Below are 20,903 nucleotides of genomic sequence, written 5' to 3'. Positions count from 1 at the left end.
GTGGAGGTGTCTTGGCGGTTTCGGCATGGCTGCCACGGTCTGGCGCGAGGCGCGCTGTGTCTTTGATTTCTAAAAGGTCCTGAGGCCCCATGGTGTTGCTCAACAACCTCTCCATCCGAAAACGCCTGGCGCTGGTGCTGGGTTTGATCCTGCTGCTGTGCCTGGCCAGCAGCTTGTTCGCGGTCGCCCGCATCCAGACGCTGAGCCGGCATGTGGAGGTGATGATGGACGATCAGCTGCGTGCCGAGCGCCTGGCGTCGGATTGGTACATGCACACCTTTGGCGGCGTGCAGCGCACCACGGCAATCGCGCGCAGTGCCGACCAGACGCTCGGGGACTATCTGGCGCCCATCAGCGCTGAAGGCATCAAGCGGACGAATGAGCTGCAAAAGGAGTTGGAGCCGCTCATCGACACGCCGGCGGAGAAGCGTCTTTTCGCCTCGGTGGCCGAGCAGCGCAAGGCCTATCTGGCCGCCCGCGATGAGGTCTTTCGCCTGAAAAAGGCGGGGGAGGCGGACGCCGCTCTGAAGCTGTTCCAGCAGCAACTGGAACCCGGCGCCAAGGTCTATCTTCAAACCGTGCAAGCCCTGGCAGAAGAGCAGCGCGCGCAGTTGAACGACAGTGCCGCGCAGGTCCAGGCATTGCGCTCCCGCACCAGCCGGCTGTTGCTGGCCAGTGCTGGGCTCTCCCTGGCGCTGGGGGCGTTTCTCGCGGTGGCACTGGGGCGCAGCATCGTGCGTCCGATGGAGGAGGCGCAGCGCGTGGCCCAGGCCATTGCCGCCATGGACCTGCGGGGCAGTCCCAACGTCCGGCATTCGCAGGATGAGACCGGACGCCTGCTGAGCGCGCTGGACACGATGCGGCTGGCGCTGCAAACGGCCTTGTCCCGCGTGCGGGGGGTGGCGGACAGCATTTCCACCGCCAGCACCCAGATCGCCAGTGGCAATGCAGACCTGTCCGCCCGCACGGAGCAGACGGCCGCCAATCTGGAAGAGACGGCCGGTGCGATGGAAGAGCTGACCGGCACCGTGGGCCAGACGGCCGATGCGGCCCGCAGCGCCGATCAACTGGCCCGTGCGGCGTCGCAGGCCGCTTCGGACGGCGGAACCGTGGTGGGCGACGTGATCACCACCATGGAGGGCATCCACACCAGTGCCCGCAAGATCGGCGACATCATCGGTGTGATCGACAGCATTGCTTTCCAGACCAACATCCTTGCCTTGAATGCAGCGGTGGAAGCGGCGCGAGCGGGTGAGCAGGGGCGCGGATTTGCCGTCGTGGCCAGCGAGGTGCGCACGCTGGCTCAGCGCAGCGCCGAAGCGGCGCGGGAGATCAAGCAGCTGATCCATGCGTCGCTGGAACGGGTGGAATCGGGCACCCAGCTGGTGCAGCAGGCAGGGACCACCATGACCGACATCGTGCAGGGAGTGCAACGGGTGACCGACATCGTGGGCGAGATTGCCGTCGCCACCCAGGAGCAGAACCAGGGCATCGTGCAGGTCAATGTCGCCGTGGGCCAGCTGGACCAGATGACGCAGCAGAACGCTGCGCTGGTGGAGCAGTCCTCCGCCGCAGCGCAGAGTCTTCGGGAGCAGGCGCGTCAATTGGCCGAGGTGGTGGGGCAGTTCCGGCTGCAGTGAGGGGATGAAAATGAATCGATCTGTCCAAGGGCTGTGGGGAGTGCCGATGCGAGCCCGAGCAGGCGCGACAGGTGTTTCGCGAGACCGGAATGCGTGTGTCCGCTGGCCGCTGAGCGAATGTGGTGAGCGAACGTGCCGAGCGAACGTGCCGAGCGAATGTGGTGAGCGATTGCCTTGACCGATTGCCTTGACCGATCGCCTTGACCGAATGGCGCTAGCATCGCGGCGACACATTCGCTGGACATGCGCAGGCACCATGAGCTGGATCTATCTCTTTGTGGCCGGTCTTCTCGAGATCGGCTGGCCGGTCGGACTCAAGTTGGCCCAGACTTCCCAATATCGTGGTCTGGGCTTCTTCCTGGCCGCGATCTGCATCTCCGGCAGTGGCTTCATGTTGTGGCTGGCCCAGAAGACCATTCCCATGGGCACGGCCTACGCCGTCTGGACCGGCATCGGCGCGGCGGGTGCTTTCGCCGTGGGCGTGCTGGCCTATGGAGACCCCGCAAGCCTCGGGCGCTTCATCGGTGTGGGGCTGATCGTGGCTGGTGTGGTGACGCTCAAGCTCATGCATTGATGCCGGGGGCTGGGACCCCGCTCACGGTGATGCCCGGTCGGCTCAAGACGGCTTCGTCTGCCGCAGCTTGATGTAGAGCTTGGGCTGCTGGTCTGCCGGTGACTGCAGCCGCGCGTTGTCCGGCCACTGCTCCTGACCCGACAGCGAGGTGCAGGGCCGCGAGGTCTGGGCCTTGTCCGTGTCCGGTTCGCGCAGACTGGCATCGGCCTGCAGCGGCAATACCCAGCCCTGGCCGGATTCGGTCCAGGCCAGTTGCCAGTCCGGCTTGCTGCTGCAGATCAGCACGCCATCGATCTGCGGCACCAGCCAGCGCACATACCAGGGCAGCAGTTCGTTGCGCAGGTGCTGCCCCACGCGCACCACCCGGCGCACGGTGGCCATGTCCAGACGGTCGGGAGGCGTGGTGAGGTCGATGCGCAGCTGGATGCTGCTGGAGCCTTTGGAAAGATTGGTGCCCAGCTCCAACTTCTGCGCCTCTTCCTTCGGGAAGGTGGGCAGCTCGAAGCGTCCCTCTGCATCGACCGGGATGTTGATGAGCCGTTCATCATCCATCAGCACCAGCTTGGCCGAAGTCGGCAGCGGATGGTTCTTGTCCAAGGGGCGCAGCCGCAGCCGGCTGACAAAAAGTCCCTCGCCCTGGGTCTTCAATGCGAGCAAGACCTCGTTGAGCTGCTTGTAGGGCATGAGATCGCCCTTTTGCATGCGCGTCTGCACGGTGGGAAGTGCTTGTGGGCCTTCATCGGTCGATCCCGATGTCGCCCCCTCTGACGCCGCAGGTGCTGCTGGTGCTGTCGCTGCTGCTACTGTTGCTGTTGCTGTTGCTGTTGCTGTTGCTGTTGCTGTTGCTGTTGCTGTTGCCGCTGCTGGCGCGGCTGTCGCTGCTGGCGCTGCCGATGTCGCCACGGGCGCTGGCGCGGCGAGCCGTGGCGGCTGCGCCGTCTGCGCTCCAGCGGCTTGCGCCATCAGCGTGGCCATGACCAATGCTGGCATGCGCCAGAGTGAGTCCGGGCGCACGGCAAAGAGGGCAGGTGAAGTCTTCACAGCTTGCATGAGCAGAAGCGCACGAGGCGCGGTTGGGGCACGAAGGGGGAGGGGCATCGTCGATGGCGGCTTACTTGGCGCATCGTCCACGCGCCTTGGCCAGGAGCAGGAAGGGCGCACTCAGCAGGCCCATGCCGGCACCGGCATATTCGCCTTTCAGGCAGTCTCCCGCACCGGCCTCCTTGATGTCACGTCCCAGTCGAGCAGTCGCGTCCAGCCGTTCGGGGGCCTGGCTGGCCTGGTCGGCCCGCTCGGAGAGCAGTGGCGTGCCGCGCGTGGCCTGGCGGATGGCCAGACGGGTGGCTTCACCCTGCATCAGGTCGCGGCCGCTGGGGCCCGAGGCTGATGCCAGCGGTGCAGAAGCGGCAGGTGACGCCGAGGCTGCGGCCAGGTGTGAAAGGGGCGCCGATGCCGGGAGTGTTGCCGCAGTGGGAGCGGCAGGCGTCGAGGGAGCGCCGAGATCACCTGGCGCCGATGCCGTGATGTGTCGGGCTGAAGGCGCCATGGGGGGCGCCGCAGCGTCAGCAGTCATGGCCGCTGGCGCGGGGTGCGCACTGCGGCGCGTGGCCAGCGACTGGACCTGACGCTGGGTCTGAACCGGAGTCTGAAGCTGGGCTTGCGAACGGGACACCCGCCGAGCGTCGTGGGGCAGGGGCGGCAGCATCACCGTCACCATGCGCACCGACGAGCGCGGCTGCTGCTGCGCATGGGGCGCCGTCCGTGCAGCCGGTTCATTCAATGTTGGCGCGGAGGCGGCGAGCCACATCAGCAACAGCACATGCCCCACCAGCACGGCGAGCATCCATCGCCAGCGAGCCCGATGCAACAACGGATCTGAAAACGAACTCGACAACGAGGATGGAAAACCAGCGGCCGGTGGCGGCGTCAGCATGTGAGCGGCCTGCATGTGGTTCACTCCCTTGGGCCCCTGATGGTCAGACCTTCGTCGTCTTCATCGTGCTCAGCGGACCCATGCTCCCCGGCCTCATGCACCAGCAGATCGCCCGGCTGGCACTGCAGCACTTCGCAGATGCGCGACAAGGTGTCGAAGCGCACCCCGCGCACCTTGCCGGACTTCAGCAGCGACAGGTTGGCCTCGGTGATGCCGATGGCTTCCGCCAATTCCTTGGAGCGCATCTTGCGCTGGGCAAGCATCACATCGAGTCGGACGATGATGGGCATGGTGGGACGTGCAGGGCGAGCGTGAGGCGGCTGTGGACGAGCGTGGGGCGAATATGTGCGAACGTGGGGCGGTGGCGGGAGGCTCAAGCCAGGGATGGGCGGACGGCATTCAGACGAACTCCGCGTTCTCCTGCGCCATGCGTTGCGCCTCGCTCATCACCTGCCCGATGGCCAGCAGCACCAGGCCCAGCAGCAACTGCACATAGTGCTCGCTGCCGATCTGCAGCATCAGGATGCGGTGCCCGGGGGGATTGGACAGCGTCAGCGCCAGCACCGTGATCGTGTCGGTGATTGCCATCACCGGCGCCATGATGATCACCGCCTGCCCGAAGCGCCGCAGATGGTGGATGGCGGCGGGATGGAAGACCTCCCCCCGGCCATACCAGCCGAACAAGGCCCAGAGCTGCCACAGCGCCCACAGTGCCAATGCAAAGCCCGGCGCGCTGCCCACGGCACCGCGCAGCCGCGCCAGGCCGTCCATCGGCACGGAACCGGCAGTGAGTTTCCATTGCTCGGTGGCGACCTTGCGCACCCAGTCCGCATCGGTCCAGAAGGCCAGTCCATACCCCACGATCCCGACCATGCCGATGAGGGCCAGGGCACGCACGCCACGAGAGATCCACAGCAGTCGTGGCGTCGCGGTGCTGAGCGGAGGTGGAGTCATGTCACTTACCGTGCTTTGGTAAGAAATTACTGTAAAACAATAATTTCTCGGCGGCAAGCGAATCAACGAACTCAATGGTCCACCCAGACCAGCACCAAGCACCAAGCACCAAGCACCAAGCACCAAGCACCGCTCGCCGCTCGCCGCTCGCCGATCGCCACTCGCCGACCAGGCCCTCACCGAGCACCGCAGCCCGCCAGATCCGCTCAGACCGTCAGCGTGAACCCGCCGCTGGCCATCCGTTGCCCGTTCACCATCACATCCACCCGATGGTCCCCGGCGTAATGCACCCGCGTGCTGAAGTTGCGCAGGGCCCGGCGAATCCGGATGGGCAGCGTGCTACCCGCTGCCAGCGACACCGTCTTGAGCTTGAAGACCTTGGGGGAGGGGGAGCCGTTCTTCTTCACGTAATGGACCACGTAGTCCACCACCAGGCGCTGGTCGACAGGCGCCAGCGACCGCAATTCAAACGCGATCTCCACCTCACCCCCCAGCGCCACCTGCGAGGGGCTGATGGAGAGATCGTCAATGGCGACTTCCGCGCCGTCGCTGGCACCAATCAATCGCAGCGCTCGTGGGTCGCCCTTCTTGATCTGGCTGCGCAGCGCATGTTTGACGATCCAGGCGCAGTGGGCATGGTCCAACTCCCAATCCGCCACATGGTCGAAGACCCAGTCGGCATGGTCCTTGGTGACGTCGTTGAGGCTGTTGGCCACGGAGCGGCGCACGTAGAGGCTGCTGTCCTGCCGCAGCGATCGCAGCAGCGGCGCCAGGGGCGTCGGGTCCGCCACCAGCGCGTCCAGGCGGAAGGACCAGGGCAGCCGAGGGCGGCAGCCTTCGCTGGCCAGACGGCGCACATGCTCATTGCGATCCTCGGTCCAGCCTTGCAACGTACGCAAGGTGCCAGCCAGATCCTGGCGCAGGAACGGACGGACGGCAAACTCGGCGGTGCCGTAAGGGGTCAGCCGGCGCAAAGCCTTGAGCGACCGGGTGGGGTCCGCCAGGCCATAGGTCGCCACGAAGTCTCCCAGCGCCATGTTCAGGAAGGCGCCGCTGAGCCGTGGGCCGGCCTCCACCACCAGGCCCAATTGGTCGGCATAGCGTCCCGGCAGGGCCAGCGCCAGGCTTTCCGCCACGCGATGCACGCGTTGCAGAATGGAGAGATCGTCCAGGCCCGCAGAGGCGGCGGCCATGAAGCGGCGTCGGTCGAAGCCGGGCGACAGTTCGCCGAACAGCGCGGCCACACGGGTCAGCGCGGCGGGATTGATCAGGTCCTTGAGCAGGGGAGCGGAGGTGTCGAGCGGCATGACGATCTTTCTGGAGAGTCGCAGCCTAACCGCTCACCCCTGCCAGTTCATGGCAGCAGCGCAGTTCCTGCGCCGGCCGCCTGCCTGCAGCAATCCTGTACAAGCGGCTGCCCACCGCCTGATTCACAATCCAGGGCCATGAGCAAAAAGGGTTCTCACGTCAGCGAAACGCCGGCCACCCAGTGGCTGCGGCAGCATCGGGTCGCCTTTGGCGAGCATGTGTACGACTATGTCGACCACGGCGGCACCGCCGAATCGTCACGCCAGCTCGGGGTGCCCGAGCATGAAGTGGTGAAGACGCTGGTGATGCAGGACGAAAAAGCACAGCCGCTGATCGTGCTGATGCACGGCGACTGCACCGTCAGCCTCAAGGAATTGGCCCGCCAGATTCCCTGCAAGAAGGTCGAGCCGTGCAAACCGGATGTGGCGCAGCGCCACAGCGGCTATCTGGTGGGGGGCACCTCGCCGTTTGGTACCCGCAAGGACATGCCGGTGTTTGTGGAGGCCGGCATCCTCATCTTGCCCCGCATCCTGATCAACGGGGGCCGGCGTGGCTACCTGGTGAGCATCGAACCGAGGGTTTTGACGGAGTTGCTCGCCGCGCGGCCGGTCGAGTGTGCGCTGCAGTCCGGGGCAGAATAACGCCCCATGCAAGACGTCCTGTTTTCTGTTCTGGCCATCCTGGCCGGATATCTCTTTGGTTCCCTGTCGTTTGCGGTGATCATCAGCCGCCTGATGGGGTTGTCGGATCCGCGCAGCTATGGGTCGGGCAACCCGGGCGCGACCAATGTGCTGCGCTCCGGCAACAAGGCCGCCGCCATCCTGACGCTGGTGTTGGATGCCCTCAAGGGCACCGTCCCTGTGCTGCTGGTGCAGCGCTTTGGCGGCAACTACGGCATGGAGGAGGGGGTGGCCTCGCTGGTGGGCCTGGCGGCCTTCATCGGCCACCTGTGGCCGGTGTTCTTCCGCTTCCAGGGGGGCAAGGGCGTGGCCACCGCAGCCGGTGTGCTGCTGGCCATCAATCCCTGGCTGGGCCTGGCGACGTTGCTCACCTGGATCATCATTGCCTACTTCTTCCGTTATTCGTCGCTCGCCTCCATCGCCGCAGCCCTGTTTGCGCCCTTCTATCAGATGCTGATCTGGGGCGTGGGGCCGGAGCTGATCGCCATCGTGGTGATGAGTCTGCTGCTGATCTGGCGCCATGAGGCCAACATCCGCAAGCTGATGGCGGGCACGGAAAGCAAGCTGGGCCAGAAGGCTGCCGGCGCCCAAGCGGCCAAAGGCAGCAAGGCCCGCCACTCCACCTCACACAAGCATCACAGCAAATGAGCAACATCGAACGCTTTGACGTCGGCGCCCGCCTGTCGGAGATGGCCGTGCACAACGGCGTGGTTTATCTGGCCGGCCAGGTGCCGGAAGACGCCACCCAGGACATCAAGGGCCAGACCACCCAGGTGCTGGGCATGATCGATCGCCTGCTGGCCCGTGCCGGCACCGACAAGACCCGTATCCTGCGCGCCCAGCTCTACATCAAGGATCTGGCCGATCTGCCGGGCATGAACGAAGCCTGGGACGCCTGGGTGCCCGCTGGCCACACGCCGCCACGTGCCACGGTGCAGGCCCATCTGGCCAAGCCGGAGTGGAAGATCGAGATCGTGGTGACCGCCGCCGTCTGAGCCCGGCACCCAGCCCCCCATCACCCAAACAAAGAGCCTCGCGGGCGTCATGCCGGCGAGGCTCTTGTTGTTTCCGGGGGAGGGGCGCCGTGTCAGCCGACGCGGCGTGCCAGCACGGCTTCCACTTCCACCAGCCAGATCGGCTCGACCAGGGCCGGCACGAACACAGCCGTCGAGGCTGGCCGGTGGTCCCCCAGATATTTGCGACGGGCCGCACGGACGGCATCACCATCCTGCCCGGCCACCATGAAGGTGGTGAGTTTGACGATGTCGGTGGCCTCGCAGCCATTGGCCCGCGCCAGCGCCACGAGGTTGGCAAAGACCTGATCGGCCTGTTCGGCCATGGTGGCCGGTGTGCTGCCGTCCGGCCTTACCCCAAGCTGGCCGGAGCAGTAGATCAGTTCGGTGCCCGCAGGCACGCGGACGGTGTGGCTGTAAAGCCCCAGCGGCGCATGGACGCTCGATGGGTTGTGAAAGTGCAGGCCGTTGGATGATGGGTCGGACATGAACAAGACTCCCTGAGTGGACCGATGCAGCGCATCAGCCTCAGGCCTTATCTTCCCTCAGCTTCCCTCAGCTTCCTGCAATTCCAGGCCCAGACAGGCCGGATCGCCACAGCCGCGCCGCACCAGCACGGGCGGTTCTTCGGTGAGGTCCACCACGGTGGTCGGCTGCATGGTGCAGGCGCCGGCATTGATGATCACCTGGATCAGCTTGTCGTAGCGCTGCGTGATGTCGTCCGGGTCGTTCAGAGGCTCCTGTTCGCCCGGCGGGATCAGCGTCGTGGCCAGCAGCGGCTGGCCGATGAGGGCCAGCAACTCCTGTGTGACCCGATGGTCCGGCACCCGCAGGCCGATGGTGCGGCGCGACGGGTGGGACAAGCGACGAGGCACTTCCTTGGTGGCTTCCAGGATGAAAGTGAACGGTCCCGGCGTGGCGTTCTTGAGCAAGCGGTACTGCTTGTTGTCCACGCGTGCATAACTGCCCAGCTCGCTGAGGTCGCGGCACAGCAGGGTCATGTGGTGCTTGTCGTCCACGCCCCGGATGCGCCGCAGCGCTTCAGCGGCGGCCTTGTCGTCCAGCCTGCACACCAGGGCATAACTGGAGTCGGTGGGAATGGCGCCGATGCCGCCCTGGTCGAGGATCTGCGCCGCCTGCCGGAGGAACCGGGCCTGCGGGTTGTCGGGATGAACTTCAAAGATCTGGGCCATGCTTGCCTCAGTGGGCCATTGGCCAGTGGATGCGGTCTTGAAGAAGGTCCCACACCGGGGTGAGACGGCCGGAGAGATGCTCTTCCAGCTTGCCCAGATCCACCCGGCTTTCTGTCGGACTATGGAAGTCCGATCCCCGTGAGGCCAGCAGCCCGAATTCCAGCGCGGTTTCGGTGTACTGCAGCACGTCAGCGGCGGTGTGGCTGCCAGTGACCACTTCAATGCCACGGCCGCCGTGGCCCATGAATTCGGTGATCAGCGCATATTCCTCGGTGGGGGTGAAGCCGTAGCGGCCCGGGTGGGCAATCACCGCCACGCCGCCGGCTTCGCGGATCCAGCGCACCGTGTCGCCCAGGGTGGCCCATTTGTGGGGCACATAACCGGGCTTGCCTTCGGTGAGATAGCGGCGGAACACTTCGGGCACATCGCTGCAATGCCCGGCTTCCACCAGGAACCGGGCGAAATGGGTGCGGGAGATCAGCTCCGGGTTGCCCGCGTATTGAAGAGCGCCTTCATAGGCACCCGCAATGCCGACCCGCGCCAGGTCGTTGGACATTTCCTGCGCCCGAGCACCACGGCCCCCGCGGGTGGCCCGCAGGCCGCTGAGCAGCTGATCGTTTTGATGATCGAACCCCAAGCCCACGATATGCACCACCTTGCCGGCGAAGGTCACCGAGACCTCCACACCGGTGAGATAGGGCAAGCCCCGGGCCTGCGCCGCTGCCAGGGCACGCTGCTGCCCGCCGATCTCGTCGTGGTCGGTCAGGGCCCAGAGTTCCACACCGTGGGCCTTGGCCCTGGCGGCCAGGAGTTCCGGCGTCAGCGTACCGTCCGACACCACCGAATGGCAGTGCAGATCAACATTGGACAAGGCATGCAGAGGTGTGTTCACCCCACCGATTCTAGGAGCCCTGCCAGGGTCGAGTCGTCAGTGTGGTGGAAACCCCGCCGACGATCCACAAAATAGCGGCTGGGGCCCGTGCCGCACTTGGCCACATGCTTGGGCTCGGCCAGCGCGGCAGAAAGGGCCCGTACGCCATCAAACGTGCCCGGCTGCACCTGGACCACCCCGGCGCTCAGGGTGGGCAGCGGGTTGAAGGACTCCTGGTTCTGCCGGTTCAGGGTGATGTAGCCGCCCAGGGCCAGATGCTCGGCCGAGAAAAAGGGGCGCACCTGACGGTCGAACTCCCGGCAGACCTGCTGCAGCCGTGCCGTCCAGTCATCGGAGCTGAGCACCATGACGAAGTCGTCGCCGCCGATATGGCCCACAAAGTCCAGGTCGGGGTCGACGGCCGTGAGCAGGATCTGCGCGCACAGCTTGATGATGTCGTCGCCCGCCGCATAGCCGTAGACATCGTTGAAGGGCTTGAAATGGTCGATGTCCCAGGCCACCGCCACGAAGTCGCGGCCTTCATGCAGCAGGGCGTCCAAGTGCTGGTCGGTGGGCACATTGCCCGGCAGCAGGGTCAGCGGGTTGGCATAGCGCGCGCTGTGTACCTGCAGGTCGGACACGGCCTTGAGCAGGTCGGTGCTGCGACCGGTCCCGAAATACTCTCCCTCGCGGGTCACGATGAAGCCATCCACCATCAAGCGGTCATCCAGGCTGGCGATGGCTTCGCTCATGTCGCGCAGCGAGGTGCTGGCGTCGAAGATCAGCGGCTGCGCATCCATCAGCGCGGTACAGCTGCGCTTTTCATGGATGTCCATGAAATAGCGCTCTGCACTGCGCTTGAGCACCTGCAGCGAGCGCAGCAGGCCGATCGGGCGGTTGTCCGCATCCAGCACCGGCATCGAAAACAGCTGCTCGTCGCGCTGGAACATGTCCACCACCGCCTGGCAGGACAATCTCGGCGTGACGGTGTGGCTGCGACGGGCCAGTTGGGCGGCGGTGGTGATGGCGTCCGGCGGCAGTCGCATCCAGTCGGCGCTGCGGCGACGGTGCTCGGGCGCCAACAGGGCGTCCACTTCGGCGCGCAGGGCGGGCCGCGGGGTGGCGCAGGGCCGGGCCAGCAAATAGCCCTGGCAGACCGGCACCCCCAGGCGGCGCAGCACCGTCAGATCACTGAGCTGCTCCAGACCCTCGGCCACGACCGTGCAGCCACTGGAGGCCGCCATTTCCAGGATGGAGCGGACAAACTGCTGTTTCAGCGGGTCCTGTGCAATACCGTCGATGAAATGCCGGTCGATCTTGACGAAGTCCGGGCGGATGTCCATCCAGCGTTTCAGGCTGGCAAAACCCTCCCCCAGATCGTCCAGGGCGACCACAAACCCCAGCTCGCGCAGGCTGCGCATGCTGTCCTGCAGACGTTCCGGTTCCAGGATCGGGCGGGTTTCTGTGAGTTCGATGACGACCCGGGAGGCCGGCAGGTCCAACTGCGCGAATTCACGGGCGATCAGGGCGCCACGTTCACCCGTGGCCAGCAGGGTGTCGGCAGTGAGATTCAGGAAGAGCTGCCCGGGCAGGTTCAGCTCCTTGAACCGCCGCAGCGCCCGCCGCACCACCAGCCGCTCCAGCTCCACCAGGCGGTCGAAGCGGGCGGCGGTTTCAAACAGCACCAGCGGGGACTGCAGCGCCGTGTCGGCCGGGCCCCGGGTCAGGGCCTCAAAGCCCAGGATCTGGGCCCGGTCCACCTCCACCAAGGGCTGGAAATGAATGTCCAGCCGGCCATCGCGGATGATGGAGGACAGCACGACCTCAAGGGGGTCGGGCGGCAGCAGGTGGGTAGATGGCATGGTGATGACACGAAGGCGCTGTCCCGATTTTTAGGGCCTCCTGTGTCATCCCGTTGACAACTTGTTACCTGTGACGATTTGTCGTGAGGAAGTCACGAATCGATGCGAAACCGCAGTCCGGGGTGTCCGTCGTCCGGGCCTCGCGGGTGGACAAGGTCTGCAAGCGGCTTGCTTGTGAGGGCCCCCTCCCCCCACGACCGCCTCCAATCGGGGGAGCCGTGCGGACGGAGAGTTGGGCATCATGAGCGGCATCTGAATTGCGCCTGCTTTGTCATGGATACGAACTCTCAAGTCCTGAGCCTGCACATCGTGTGCCCCGCCTGCGGTGCCAAGAACCGCGTTCCGCGCGAGCGGCTGGCCGATGCGCCGGACTGCGGCAAATGCAGCACACCGCTGATGGCCGCCAAGCCGATGGACGTGTCGGCCGATGTGTTTGACCGCTTTGTGGCCGGTACCGAACTGCCGGTGGTGGTGGACTGCTGGGCCGCCTGGTGCGGGCCCTGCCGCAGCATGGCGCCGCATTTCGAGAAGGCTGCAGAGGTGCTGCCGGAGGTCCGCTTCATCAAGCTGGATACCGATCAGGCACCGCGCCAGAGCGCGCAGTATGGGATTCGGAGCATTCCCACGCTGCTGCTGTTCCTGGATGGCCAGGAAGTGGCGCGGCAGGCGGGCGCCATGCCCGCGCAGGCGATTGTGGAATGGGTGCGGCGCTCGCTGGGAGCGCAGGGCTGAAGGGAGCGCGCCCGCCCGCTCAGTCCGCCATCGCTTCCACCACCATCTGCACCCGTTGCTGACCCTGGTATTCATCCAGGCTGAGCCGATAGGCCAGGGTGACCTGATCCGGCAGGGATTCGGTGCGCCCGAACCAGATCGCATCCCGCAGCAGCGCGCCTTGGCGCAGCCGCAGCTTGAGGTGGCGCTCCCCCACGATGCGCTGATGCACCACCTGTACCCGGTCGCAGAACAACGGGGCTTCAAAGGCCTGGCCCCAGACCTGCGCCTCCAGCTCCTGCACCGTCTCCGGGCAGAAGGCTTCGGGCGGCAAAGGGCCGTCGGTGCGCAGGGTGCGGGTGAGCGCGGCTTCATCCAGCCACTCCCGTGCCACCTGCTCAAAGGCGCCCGCAAAGGCCTCCACACCCCCCGGTGCCAGTGTGCAGCCGGCGGCCATGGCATGGCCCCCGAATTTCTTCAGCAGATCCGGATGGCGTTTGGAGACCAGGTCCAGCGCGTCCCGCAGATGAAAGCCGGCGATCGAGCGGCCGGAGCCCTTGAGCTGGCCATCCGCGCCGCGGGCAAACACAAACACCGGCCGGTGCAGCCGGTCCTTGATGCGCGAGGCCACGATGCCGACGACGCCTTCGTGGAAGTCCTCGTCGAACAGGGCTAGCGCGGGGGGCGGTGAGCCGTTGAGCCGCGGGTCGTCCATCAGCCGTTCCAGCAGGGCCAGCGCCTGTTCCTGCATGCCCGCTTCAATCTCGCGGCGCTCGCGGTTGATGCGGTCCAGCTCCTTGGCCAGTTCCAGGGCCTGAGTGCTGTCCTCGGTGGTGAGGCAGGTGATGCCCATGGTCATGTCGGCCAGGCGGCCCGCCGCGTTGATGCGAGGCCCCAGCGCAAAGCCCAGATCAAAACTGTTGGCCCGCAGCGGGTCGCGCGCTGCTGCCGTGAACAGGGCTGCCACTCCGGGCTGCATGCGGCCCGCACGCATGCGGCGCAGACCCTGCGCCACCAGGCGGCGGTTGTTGGCATCCAGGCGGACAACGTCCGCCACCGTGCCCAGGGCCACCAGATCCAACAGACCATCGAGGCGAGGCTGGACGCCATCGGCATAAGCGCCGCGACGGCGCATTTCGCCGCGCAGGGCCAGCAGCACATAAAAAGCAACGCCCACGCCCGCCATGTTCTTGCTGGGGAAGGTGCAGCCCGGCTGGTTGGGGTTCACCAAGGCATCCGCCTCGGGCACTGTGGCCACGCCATCGGCATCCACGGCGGGCAGGTGGTGGTCGGTGACCAGCACCTTCAAGCCGAGCGTGCGGGCATGGGCCACACCCGCATGGCTGGCAATGCCGTTGTCCACGGTGACCAGCAGCCGGGGCTGGTGCTCCATGGCCAGATCCACGATGGTGGGCGTGAGGCCGTAGCCGTGTACGGCCCGGTCGGGCACCACATAACAGACGCTGCCCGGCCGCGCGCCCAGCATCGCCAGGCCCCGCAGCATCACCGCGCAGGCGGTGGCGCCGTCGCAGTCGTAATCGGCCACGACGCAGATTCGGTCGCCGCCGGTCAGTGCATCCGCCAGCAGGGTCGCGGCAGCCTGGATGCCGAGCAGGCCATCGGGCGGCAGCAGATGTTTGAGATCGGCATCCAGCTCATGGGCGGACACCACGCCACGGGCTGCGAGCAGACGCGCCAGCAGCGGCGACAGGCCTGCCTGCTCAAGGGCGAAGACCTGATCCGGCGGGACATCGCGGGTCAGGATGCGGGGGCTGTGCGGGCCGCGTTGCACTGGAGCCGCCGCGCCGGGCGCCACGGTGGCGGGCCCAGTCGAGGGAGAAACCGGCAGGGTGCTCATAGGCCCTCCAGCGCTTGCACCACCGCCACCTGGGTGGGGGTGAAACGTTCCTTCAGCCGTTGCCAGCCGCCGGCCGGCCGCCGCTCCCAGCGGCGGGCCGCATGGTCACCACACAAGGTGAGCTGCAGGGCACCACCGCCGCGCACATGGTGCAGCGCCTCGGACAGCAGCCCGGCATCCAGCGCCTTCCAGGCCTCGCTCCAGGCATGAAGGTCCCCGCTGATCATCGGGCCGCGCAGGCGGGTGTCCACCAGCAGATCGTCGGGCAGGGCATGGCCCCGGTCCCGGCCGCAGCCGCTCACCCAGGCGGCATTGATCAGACGCAGCCCTCGGGCGTCCCGTTCCTGGTTCAGCGGCAAGCCGTGTAACACCATCTGAAGTTCATTCAACAAGGTCCGCAGACGCCGGCTGCGCGGCATCCACGTCTCCACCGCGCGGTTCAGGATGCGGTCCGGGCTGGCGGCTTCCTGCCCGTCGAGTGAGGGATGGGCCACGGCCCAGGTGTCTGCGGCCAACCAGTGGGTGGCCCAGCCTTCTTCCGCCGGGAAGACGCTGGGCGTGAGCGCGGCCAGCAAGGCGCGGGAGTCGTCATCGGTCAGGCCCAGCGTGGCGGGGGCCAGGGCCGTGACCTGGTCGGTGCCCACGGCCAGGTGGATGGGGGTGACCAGCGCCCAGACGGCATCACCCGGCTCGATGCCGGCGGCGCGCAGGCGCCAGGCCGCCAGGGGCGGAGCGGCGTCGGTCACGCCCCGCAAGCGGGCCAGCGCCAGCTCGTGTGGCGGCAGGGGAGCATGGTCGTCATCGCCCAAGGTCTCGGCGGCGGTCAGCAGGCCCAGCAACTGACTCAGGGCCGGCAGTTCCAGTTCGCGCAGCACCGCCTCAACGTGCGGTTCCTGGGCGCTTGCATGGGGAATCAAGAGATGCATGGGGGGGATTATCGGCGGCGGATGGTCATCAAGGTTTCACGGGACATCCGCAAGCTACAGGGCCATGCTGACCGACACGCTTTTGGCCGCCGCTGTGTCCACCGAACTGCCCACTGCGGAGGCGGAGGAGGGCGGCTCCATCCGCGTACGGACGGTGTGGATTTCCGACCTGCATCTGGGCACTCCCGGCTGCCAGGCGCGGGCGCTGCTGGAGTTCCTGCGGGAGGTGGAGTGTGAACAGCTCTTCCTGGTGGGGGACATCGTGGACGGCTGGCAACTGCGGCGCAGCTGGTACTGGCCGCAGGCGCACAACGACGTGGTGCAGAAACTGCTGCGCAAGGCCCGCAAGGGGTGCCGGGTGATCTATGTGCCGGGCAACCATGATGAATTTGCCCGCAAGTATCTGAATCACAGCTTTGGCGGCATTGAGGTCGCGCATGAGTGGATTCATGAAACGGCGGATGGCCGCAAGCTGTGGGTGACCCATGGCGATCTGTTTGATGGGGTGATTCAGTGCGCCAAATGGTTGGCGCATGTCGGGGACACCGCATATGAATTCACACTCAAGCTCAACCGCCATCTCAATTCACTTCGTGCGCGGCTGGGGCTTCCTTATTGGAGCCTGAGCAAATACCTCAAGCTCAAGGTCAAGCGGGCGGTGTCCTACCTGAACGACTTTGAGGAAGCGCTGGCCAAGGAAGCTCGCAGGCGTGGTGTGCAGGGTGTTGTGTGTGGCCACATCCACCATGCCGAGCTGCGGGACATTGACGGCATCCTCTACGCCAATGATGGGGACTGGGTGGAGAGCCTCACCGCGTTGGTGGAGCATCCGGATGGCCACCTGGAGATCCTGGACTGGAGCGAACGCCAGCGTGCGCGTGCGGACGCCGCTGTGCAGGCGGTTGAAGCTTTGCGTACGCCGGCCTGAGCTGAACCAGGTCCACCTGCACCCGCCAGAACTCCCCTGACCCGGTGCCGGGAAGGCGAGACCTCACGTCGCATTCTTGGGGTTCTTGCGGGGCATTTTGGGTCATTGGACTGTCACGATAGATTCATAGAATGGGTTCATGACCTTGCCTGCCGTTCCCTTGCTCAACCGCGAACAAGCCATCCTCGAGTTCAACCGACGCGTCCTGGCCCAGGCCCAGCGCAGTGATGTTCCCCTGCTGGAACGGTTGCGCTATATCTGCATCGTCTCTTCCAACCTCGACGAGTTTTTCGAGGTCCGTTTTGCCGACATGCTGGATGCGCAGCGTGACGGCAGCGGGCTGGTGACGGCCCGCGATGTGGAGCGGGTAGCGCGGGCGGCGCATGAGCTGATCGACCAGCAATACGGCATCTTCAACGACCAGGTCATGCCCGCGCTGCGAGAGCGTGACATCCAGATCCTCAACCATGCGGACCGCAATGATGAGCAGCGGGCGTGGGTGGCCCGGTTCTTTGAGCGCGAAGTGCGGCCGCTGCTGGTGCCGGTGGGCCTGGACCCGGCGCATCCATTTCCGCAGGTGGCCAACAAGTCGCTGCATTTCGTGGCGCGACTCTCCGGCAAGGACGCCCTGGGCCGGGACACCCGCATCGCCATTGTCAAGGTGCCGCGGGTGTTGCCGCGTGTCATCAAGCTGCCGGCGCAGATCAGCGGTGGCAAGCAGAGCTTTGTGCTGCTCACCAGCGTCATTCGCGCCCATCTCGACGAATTGTTTCCCGGCCGGCAGGTTGAAGCCTTCTCGCAGTTCCGCGTGACGCGGGACTCCGACCTGGAGGTGGATGAAGAAGAGATTGCCAACCTGCGCCATGCGTTGCGGTCGGGGCTGACCACCCGGCATTTTGGGCGGGCGGTGCGGCTGGAGGTGGTGAACACCTGCCCGGAAGAGCTGTCGCGTTTTCTGCTGGAGCAGTTTGTATTGCCGGAGGCGGCGCTTTACCGCGTGAATGGGCCGGTCAATCTGGTGCGGCTCAATGAGCTGATTGACCAGACGGATGCGGAGACGCTGCGCTTCCAGCCCTACGAACCCAGCTGGCCGACGCGTCGTCTGCCGCGGGGCAAATCCATCCTGGACAAACTGCGCAGCAAGGGTGACATCCTGCTGCATCATCCGTTCGAGAGCTTTGATCCGGTGGTGCAGATGTTGCGTGAGGCGGTTGAAGACCCTGACGTGCTGGCCATCAAGCAGACCATCTACCGCACGGGCAGCCAGTCGGTGCTGGCGGACCTGCTGATTGAAGCGGCGCGGCGAGGCAAGGAAGTGCTGGCCGTGGTGGAGTTGAAGGCTCGCTTTGACGAAGAGGCCAACATCAACTGGGCGGAGCGGCTGGAAGCGGTGGGTGCGCAGGTGGTGTATGGGATTGTCGGGCTCAAGACGCATGCGAAGCTGATGCTGATCACGCGACGGGAGGGTGGGCGCCTGAGGCGCTACGGGCATCTATCCACTGGCAACTACAACCCGAAGACGGCGCGGTTCTATACGGACCTGGGTTACCTCACGGCGGACGCGGACCTCACGGCGGACATGGATCTGGTCTTCCGACAGTTGGCGTCGCTGTCCAAATTCAAGGCGCCGCGCAAGCTGCTGCTGGCGCCGTTCAATCTGCATCGCACCATGTGTGAGACGCTGGCGCAGGTGGAGGCGGCGGCGCGGCGGGGGGAGCCGGCGCGGGTGGTGTTGAAGATCAATGCGCTGACGGATGCCGAGCTGATCCAGGCGCTGGTCAATGCGGGCCAGGCGGGTGCGCGCATTGACCTCATCGTGCGTGGTGCCTGCATGCTGCCGCCGGGCTTGCCTGGACAAACCGACAACATCCTGGTGCGGTCGGTCGTGGGGCGCTTCCTGGAGCACTCGCGCATCTTTTACTTCCGCTGGGGCAAGACCGAAGCGGAGGAATCGCTGTATCTCTCCAGTGCGGACTGGATGAGCCGCAACATGCTGCGCCGCATCGAAGTGGCCTGGCCGGTGCTTGACCCCAAGCTGCGCCAACGCGTCATCGATGAGGGTTTGGTGCCCTACCTGCACGACACCCGAGACGCCTGGCAGCTCCGTTCCGACGGCACCTCGCAACGGGTCAACGGCAACGGCGGCACCAGCGCCCAGCAAGCCCTCATGCGCCTCTTTCACGCCGACGAGGAATAGTCCCGCCCTACCGCCCCATCCTGTTCACCGCGCCGGTTGGCACCCAGTCGCCTGGGCGAGCGCAGCGTCGCCCAGGCGGTGCTCCCGGTGAGAGAAGAGGGCCACCACGGGTGGTCCCCAAGGCTGACTGATCATATTCACCGCGCCTCTTGGCACATAGTCGCTTGGGCGAGCGCAGCGTCGCCCAAGCGGTGCTCCCGGTGAGAGAAGAGGGCCACCACGGGTGGTCCCCAAGGCTGGCTGATCATATTCACCGCACCTCTTGGCACATAGTCGCTTGGGCGAGCGCAGCGTCGCCCAAGCGGTGCTCCCGGTGAGAGAAGAGGGCCGCCACGGGTGGTCCCCAAGGCTGGCTGATCATATTCACCGCGCCTCTTGGCACATAGTCGCTTGGGCGAGCGCAGCGTCGCCCAAGCGGGGCTCTCTGTAAGCGAAGAGGGCCGCCGCCGGGCCGCTCCCAAGGCGGCCCGCAGCCCCCTCGGGGGGCGGCTGGGTGCGCCCTAGGCGCAGCCAGCCGGGGGCAAACCACTCACCAAGGCGGCCCGCAGCCCCCTCGGGGGGCGGCTGGGTGCGCCCTAGCCCGGATATTTCATGAGCATCAGGTCGGCAGCCTCGTGCCGAGGCGCGTTTTCATAGGTATCTCACCCCCTATGGAAACCGAGGACTGCCGATGCCAAAGTGTACCGATGCGACCGTTGAATTCGGACGGGTTGGAAGGCGTGTAGTCCAGGCCGCCTTCGATGGTGGTGACATCGTCAGTGACGGCGGCGTGCTGTTGCTCAAGCGGGTCGATGAGCGCCTTGGTCTGACCCGCGCGGCTGCCCTGGCGCTGGGCGACGGGCGTCGCCTCGCCAGTGTCCAGCACGACCTGCGCAGCCTGCTGGCGCAGCGCATCTACGGTCTGTGTCTGGGCTGGTCGGACGTGTGCGACCACAACGTGTTGCGCAGCGATCTGTTGATGCAAACGGCCGTGGGTCGTGCCGAGCCGCTGGCCAGCGCGCCCACGCTCAGCCGCCTGGAGACGGCGGCCACGGCCGAACATGCGGCGGTGCTGCACGACGTGCTGATGCAGCAGTTCATCGCCAGCCACGCCAAGGCGCCCAAGGAGCTGGTGCTCGATGTCGATGCCACCCATGTGCCGCTGCACGGCCAGCAAGAGCGCGGCCACTTCCACGCCTACTACGACAACTACTGCTACTTGCCGCTGTACGTCTTCGCCGGGCAGGACCTGCTGGCCTGCGTGCTGCGCCCCAGCGACCGGGACCCGGCCAGCGTTGTCAGTGCGCTGATCAAGCGCTTGCTGGTGCCGCTGCGCCGCGCGTGGCCGAAGACCAAGATCATCGTGCGGGCGGACTCGGGGTTTTGCCGCCCGCGCGTGCTGCAGCGCCTGGAGCGCTGGCGCGTGAGCTACATCATCGGGCTGCAGAAGAACTCGCGTCTGAACGATCAGGTAGCACTGGCAGAACTGGCGCTGGCCGAGCAGTTCTCTGCCAGGCGCAGCAAGCAACGGATGTTCGGCGAGTTCCAGTACGCGGCCCACACCTGGGACAAGGAGCGTCGCGTCATCGCGCGGCTGGAGCATGGCGAGCAAGGTGTCAACCCACGCTTCATCGTCACCGACCTGCCGGGATCGCCCAAGGCTCTGTACGAGCGCCGGTACTGCGCCCGTGGCGAAGCCGAGAACCGCATCAAGGAAGCGCAACTCGATCTGTTTGGCCGGCGTGCGAGTTGCCACCGCTTCCGGGCCAACCAGCTGCGGCTGCTGCTGGCGGCGCTGGCGTACACCTTGATGATCAACCTGCGCCGACTGGCGCTGCAAGGCACCGAGCTGGCCCAGGCCTGCACCGCCACCATCCGCACCAGGCTGCTGAAGATTGGCGCGGCCGTGCTGCGCAACACCCGCCGCGTGCGGGTCCTGCTGGCATCGGCTCACCCGATGAAGCATGTCTTCCTGGCCGCTGCTGGCGCCCTCAGCCCCTAGCAACTCATCCAGTGCCTGGCCCGCGCGTTGACACCAAACCGGCCCGCAACCCAAGCCGGGGAAGGGGTAATCGCGCCTGGGTGTGTGTCATCAACCAAGCTCAACGCAGCAAACGGCCACGACGCGCCTCAAATCGTCGTTCGGACAAGCAAATCAGCGCCGCGAACCCATCCAGTACGCTACTCGTGAAAGATCCGGGCTAGGCGCAGCCAGCCGGGGGCAAACCACTCACCAAGGCGGCCCGCAGCCCCCTCGGGGGGCGGGATGAGGGCGC

Annotated in this window: 21 protein-coding genes; 10 read left to right on the top strand and 11 right to left on the bottom strand. The window is 66.1% G+C overall.

Going from position 1 to position 20,903, the window contains the following annotated elements:
• The first annotated feature begins 89 nt into the window (after positions 1-89).
• Both OU995_RS24440 and OU995_RS24435 read left to right on the top strand, forming a co-directional pair.
• Positions 90-1,640 carry a methyl-accepting chemotaxis protein gene (locus tag OU995_RS24440; RefSeq protein ID WP_324288677.1) on the top strand — a complete coding sequence of 517 codons (1,551 nt, stop codon included), beginning with the start codon at positions 90-92 and terminating at the stop codon, positions 1,638-1,640.
• A gap of 256 nt (positions 1,641-1,896) precedes the next feature.
• Positions 1,897-2,214 (top strand): DMT family transporter, encoded by a 318-nt coding sequence (locus OU995_RS24435; RefSeq protein ID WP_267832756.1) that lies wholly within the window; start codon positions 1,897-1,899, stop codon positions 2,212-2,214.
• Between the two features lie 42 nt (positions 2,215-2,256).
• On the opposite strand, the gene OU995_RS24430 is transcribed toward OU995_RS24435, so the two are convergent.
• Positions 2,257-2,916 carry a hypothetical protein gene (locus OU995_RS24430; protein WP_267832755.1) on the bottom strand — a complete coding sequence of 220 codons (660 nt, stop codon included), beginning with the start codon at positions 2,914-2,916 and terminating at the stop codon, positions 2,257-2,259.
• Positions 2,917-2,966: 50 nt separating this feature from the next.
• On the opposite strand from OU995_RS24430, the gene OU995_RS24425 reads away from it, so the two are divergent.
• On the top strand, positions 2,967-3,191 hold the full coding sequence (locus OU995_RS24425; RefSeq protein WP_267832754.1) for a hypothetical protein: 225 nt from the start codon (positions 2,967-2,969) through the stop codon (positions 3,189-3,191).
• Positions 3,192-3,325: 134 nt separating this feature from the next.
• On the opposite strand, the gene OU995_RS24420 is transcribed toward OU995_RS24425, so the two are convergent.
• From OU995_RS24420 to OU995_RS24405, 4 genes are all read right to left on the bottom strand, one after another.
• Positions 3,326-4,162, bottom strand: a complete 837-nt coding sequence (locus OU995_RS24420; RefSeq protein ID WP_267832753.1) for a hypothetical protein — start codon at positions 4,160-4,162, stop codon at positions 3,326-3,328.
• A 5-nt stretch (positions 4,163-4,167) separates the two neighbouring features.
• Positions 4,168-4,437: a helix-turn-helix domain-containing protein gene (locus OU995_RS24415; protein WP_267832752.1), complete on the bottom strand. Its 270-nt coding sequence runs from the start codon at positions 4,435-4,437 to the stop codon at positions 4,168-4,170.
• A gap of 109 nt (positions 4,438-4,546) precedes the next feature.
• Positions 4,547-5,101 carry a DUF2975 domain-containing protein gene (locus OU995_RS24410; RefSeq protein WP_267832751.1) on the bottom strand — a complete coding sequence of 185 codons (555 nt, stop codon included), beginning with the start codon at positions 5,099-5,101 and terminating at the stop codon, positions 4,547-4,549.
• A gap of 206 nt (positions 5,102-5,307) precedes the next feature.
• Positions 5,308-6,408 carry a DNA alkylation repair protein gene (locus OU995_RS24405; protein WP_267832750.1) on the bottom strand — a complete coding sequence of 367 codons (1,101 nt, stop codon included), beginning with the start codon at positions 6,406-6,408 and terminating at the stop codon, positions 5,308-5,310.
• Positions 6,409-6,546: 138 nt separating this feature from the next.
• Between OU995_RS24405 and OU995_RS24400 the strand changes: the two genes are divergently transcribed.
• From OU995_RS24400 to OU995_RS24390, 3 genes are read left to right on the top strand one after another with little or no spacing between them, the layout of a single operon-like run.
• Positions 6,547-7,050: an aminoacyl-tRNA deacylase gene (locus tag OU995_RS24400; protein ID WP_267832749.1), complete on the top strand. Its 504-nt coding sequence runs from the start codon at positions 6,547-6,549 to the stop codon at positions 7,048-7,050.
• A 6-nt stretch (positions 7,051-7,056) separates the two neighbouring features.
• Positions 7,057-7,737 (top strand): glycerol-3-phosphate 1-O-acyltransferase PlsY, encoded by a 681-nt coding sequence (plsY, locus tag OU995_RS24395; protein WP_267832748.1) that lies wholly within the window; start codon positions 7,057-7,059, stop codon positions 7,735-7,737.
• Complete coding sequence (locus OU995_RS24390; protein ID WP_267832747.1) at positions 7,734-8,084, top strand: RidA family protein; 351 nt, start codon at positions 7,734-7,736, stop codon at positions 8,082-8,084. The genes plsY and OU995_RS24390 overlap by 4 nt, the downstream gene beginning before the upstream one ends.
• 92 nt (positions 8,085-8,176) lie before the next feature.
• On the opposite strand, the gene OU995_RS24385 is transcribed toward OU995_RS24390, so the two are convergent.
• From OU995_RS24385 to OU995_RS24370, 4 genes are read right to left on the bottom strand one after another with little or no spacing between them, the layout of a single operon-like run.
• Complete coding sequence (locus OU995_RS24385) at positions 8,177-8,590, bottom strand: RidA family protein (protein ID WP_267832746.1); 414 nt, start codon at positions 8,588-8,590, stop codon at positions 8,177-8,179.
• Between the two features lie 57 nt (positions 8,591-8,647).
• Positions 8,648-9,295, bottom strand: a complete 648-nt coding sequence (locus tag OU995_RS24380) for an L-threonylcarbamoyladenylate synthase (protein ID WP_267832745.1) — start codon at positions 9,293-9,295, stop codon at positions 8,648-8,650.
• Positions 9,296-9,302: 7 nt separating this feature from the next.
• Positions 9,303-10,187: a 3',5'-nucleoside bisphosphate phosphatase gene (locus OU995_RS24375; protein WP_267832744.1), complete on the bottom strand. Its 885-nt coding sequence runs from the start codon at positions 10,185-10,187 to the stop codon at positions 9,303-9,305.
• Complete coding sequence (locus tag OU995_RS24370) at positions 10,184-12,028, bottom strand: bifunctional diguanylate cyclase/phosphodiesterase (RefSeq protein ID WP_267832743.1); 1,845 nt, start codon at positions 12,026-12,028, stop codon at positions 10,184-10,186. Before OU995_RS24370 ends, OU995_RS24375 begins: the two co-directional genes overlap by 4 nt.
• A 273-nt stretch (positions 12,029-12,301) precedes the next feature.
• On the opposite strand from OU995_RS24370, the gene trxC reads away from it, so the two are divergent.
• Entirely contained in the window at positions 12,302-12,760 is a 459-nt protein-coding gene (trxC, locus tag OU995_RS24365; RefSeq protein ID WP_267832742.1) for a thioredoxin TrxC, read from the top strand.
• A gap of 19 nt (positions 12,761-12,779) precedes the next feature.
• Here trxC and recJ read toward each other — a convergent pair whose 3' ends face one another.
• Complete coding sequence (recJ, locus tag OU995_RS24360; protein WP_267832741.1) at positions 12,780-14,597, bottom strand: single-stranded-DNA-specific exonuclease RecJ; 1,818 nt, start codon at positions 14,595-14,597, stop codon at positions 12,780-12,782.
• Positions 14,594-15,523, bottom strand: a complete 930-nt coding sequence (locus OU995_RS24355) for a hypothetical protein (protein WP_267832740.1) — start codon at positions 15,521-15,523, stop codon at positions 14,594-14,596. Before OU995_RS24355 ends, recJ begins: the two co-directional genes overlap by 4 nt.
• A gap of 64 nt (positions 15,524-15,587) precedes the next feature.
• Here OU995_RS24355 and OU995_RS24350 point away from each other — a divergent pair, with 64 nt between their 5' ends.
• From OU995_RS24350 to OU995_RS24340, 3 genes are all read left to right on the top strand, one after another.
• Positions 15,588-16,451: a UDP-2,3-diacylglucosamine diphosphatase gene (locus OU995_RS24350; protein WP_267832739.1), complete on the top strand. Its 864-nt coding sequence runs from the start codon at positions 15,588-15,590 to the stop codon at positions 16,449-16,451.
• Between the two features lie 139 nt (positions 16,452-16,590).
• On the top strand, positions 16,591-18,648 hold the full coding sequence (gene ppk1, locus OU995_RS24345) for a polyphosphate kinase 1 (protein ID WP_267832738.1): 2,058 nt from the start codon (positions 16,591-16,593) through the stop codon (positions 18,646-18,648).
• Positions 18,649-19,318: 670 nt separating this feature from the next.
• The gene (locus OU995_RS24340; RefSeq protein ID WP_267831753.1) at positions 19,319-20,629 is read left to right on the top strand and encodes an IS1380 family transposase; all 1,311 of its coding nucleotides are present in this window, start codon (positions 19,319-19,321) and stop codon (positions 20,627-20,629) included.
• Positions 20,630-20,903 lie beyond the last annotated feature (274 nt).

This window comes from Roseateles sp. SL47 (assembly GCF_026625885.1).
In the GTDB taxonomy this organism is placed as follows: domain Bacteria; phylum Pseudomonadota; class Gammaproteobacteria; order Burkholderiales; family Burkholderiaceae_C; genus Roseateles.
Note: the sequence above shows the minus strand (reverse complement) of the source record. Positions and strands in the feature narration are given on the sequence as shown.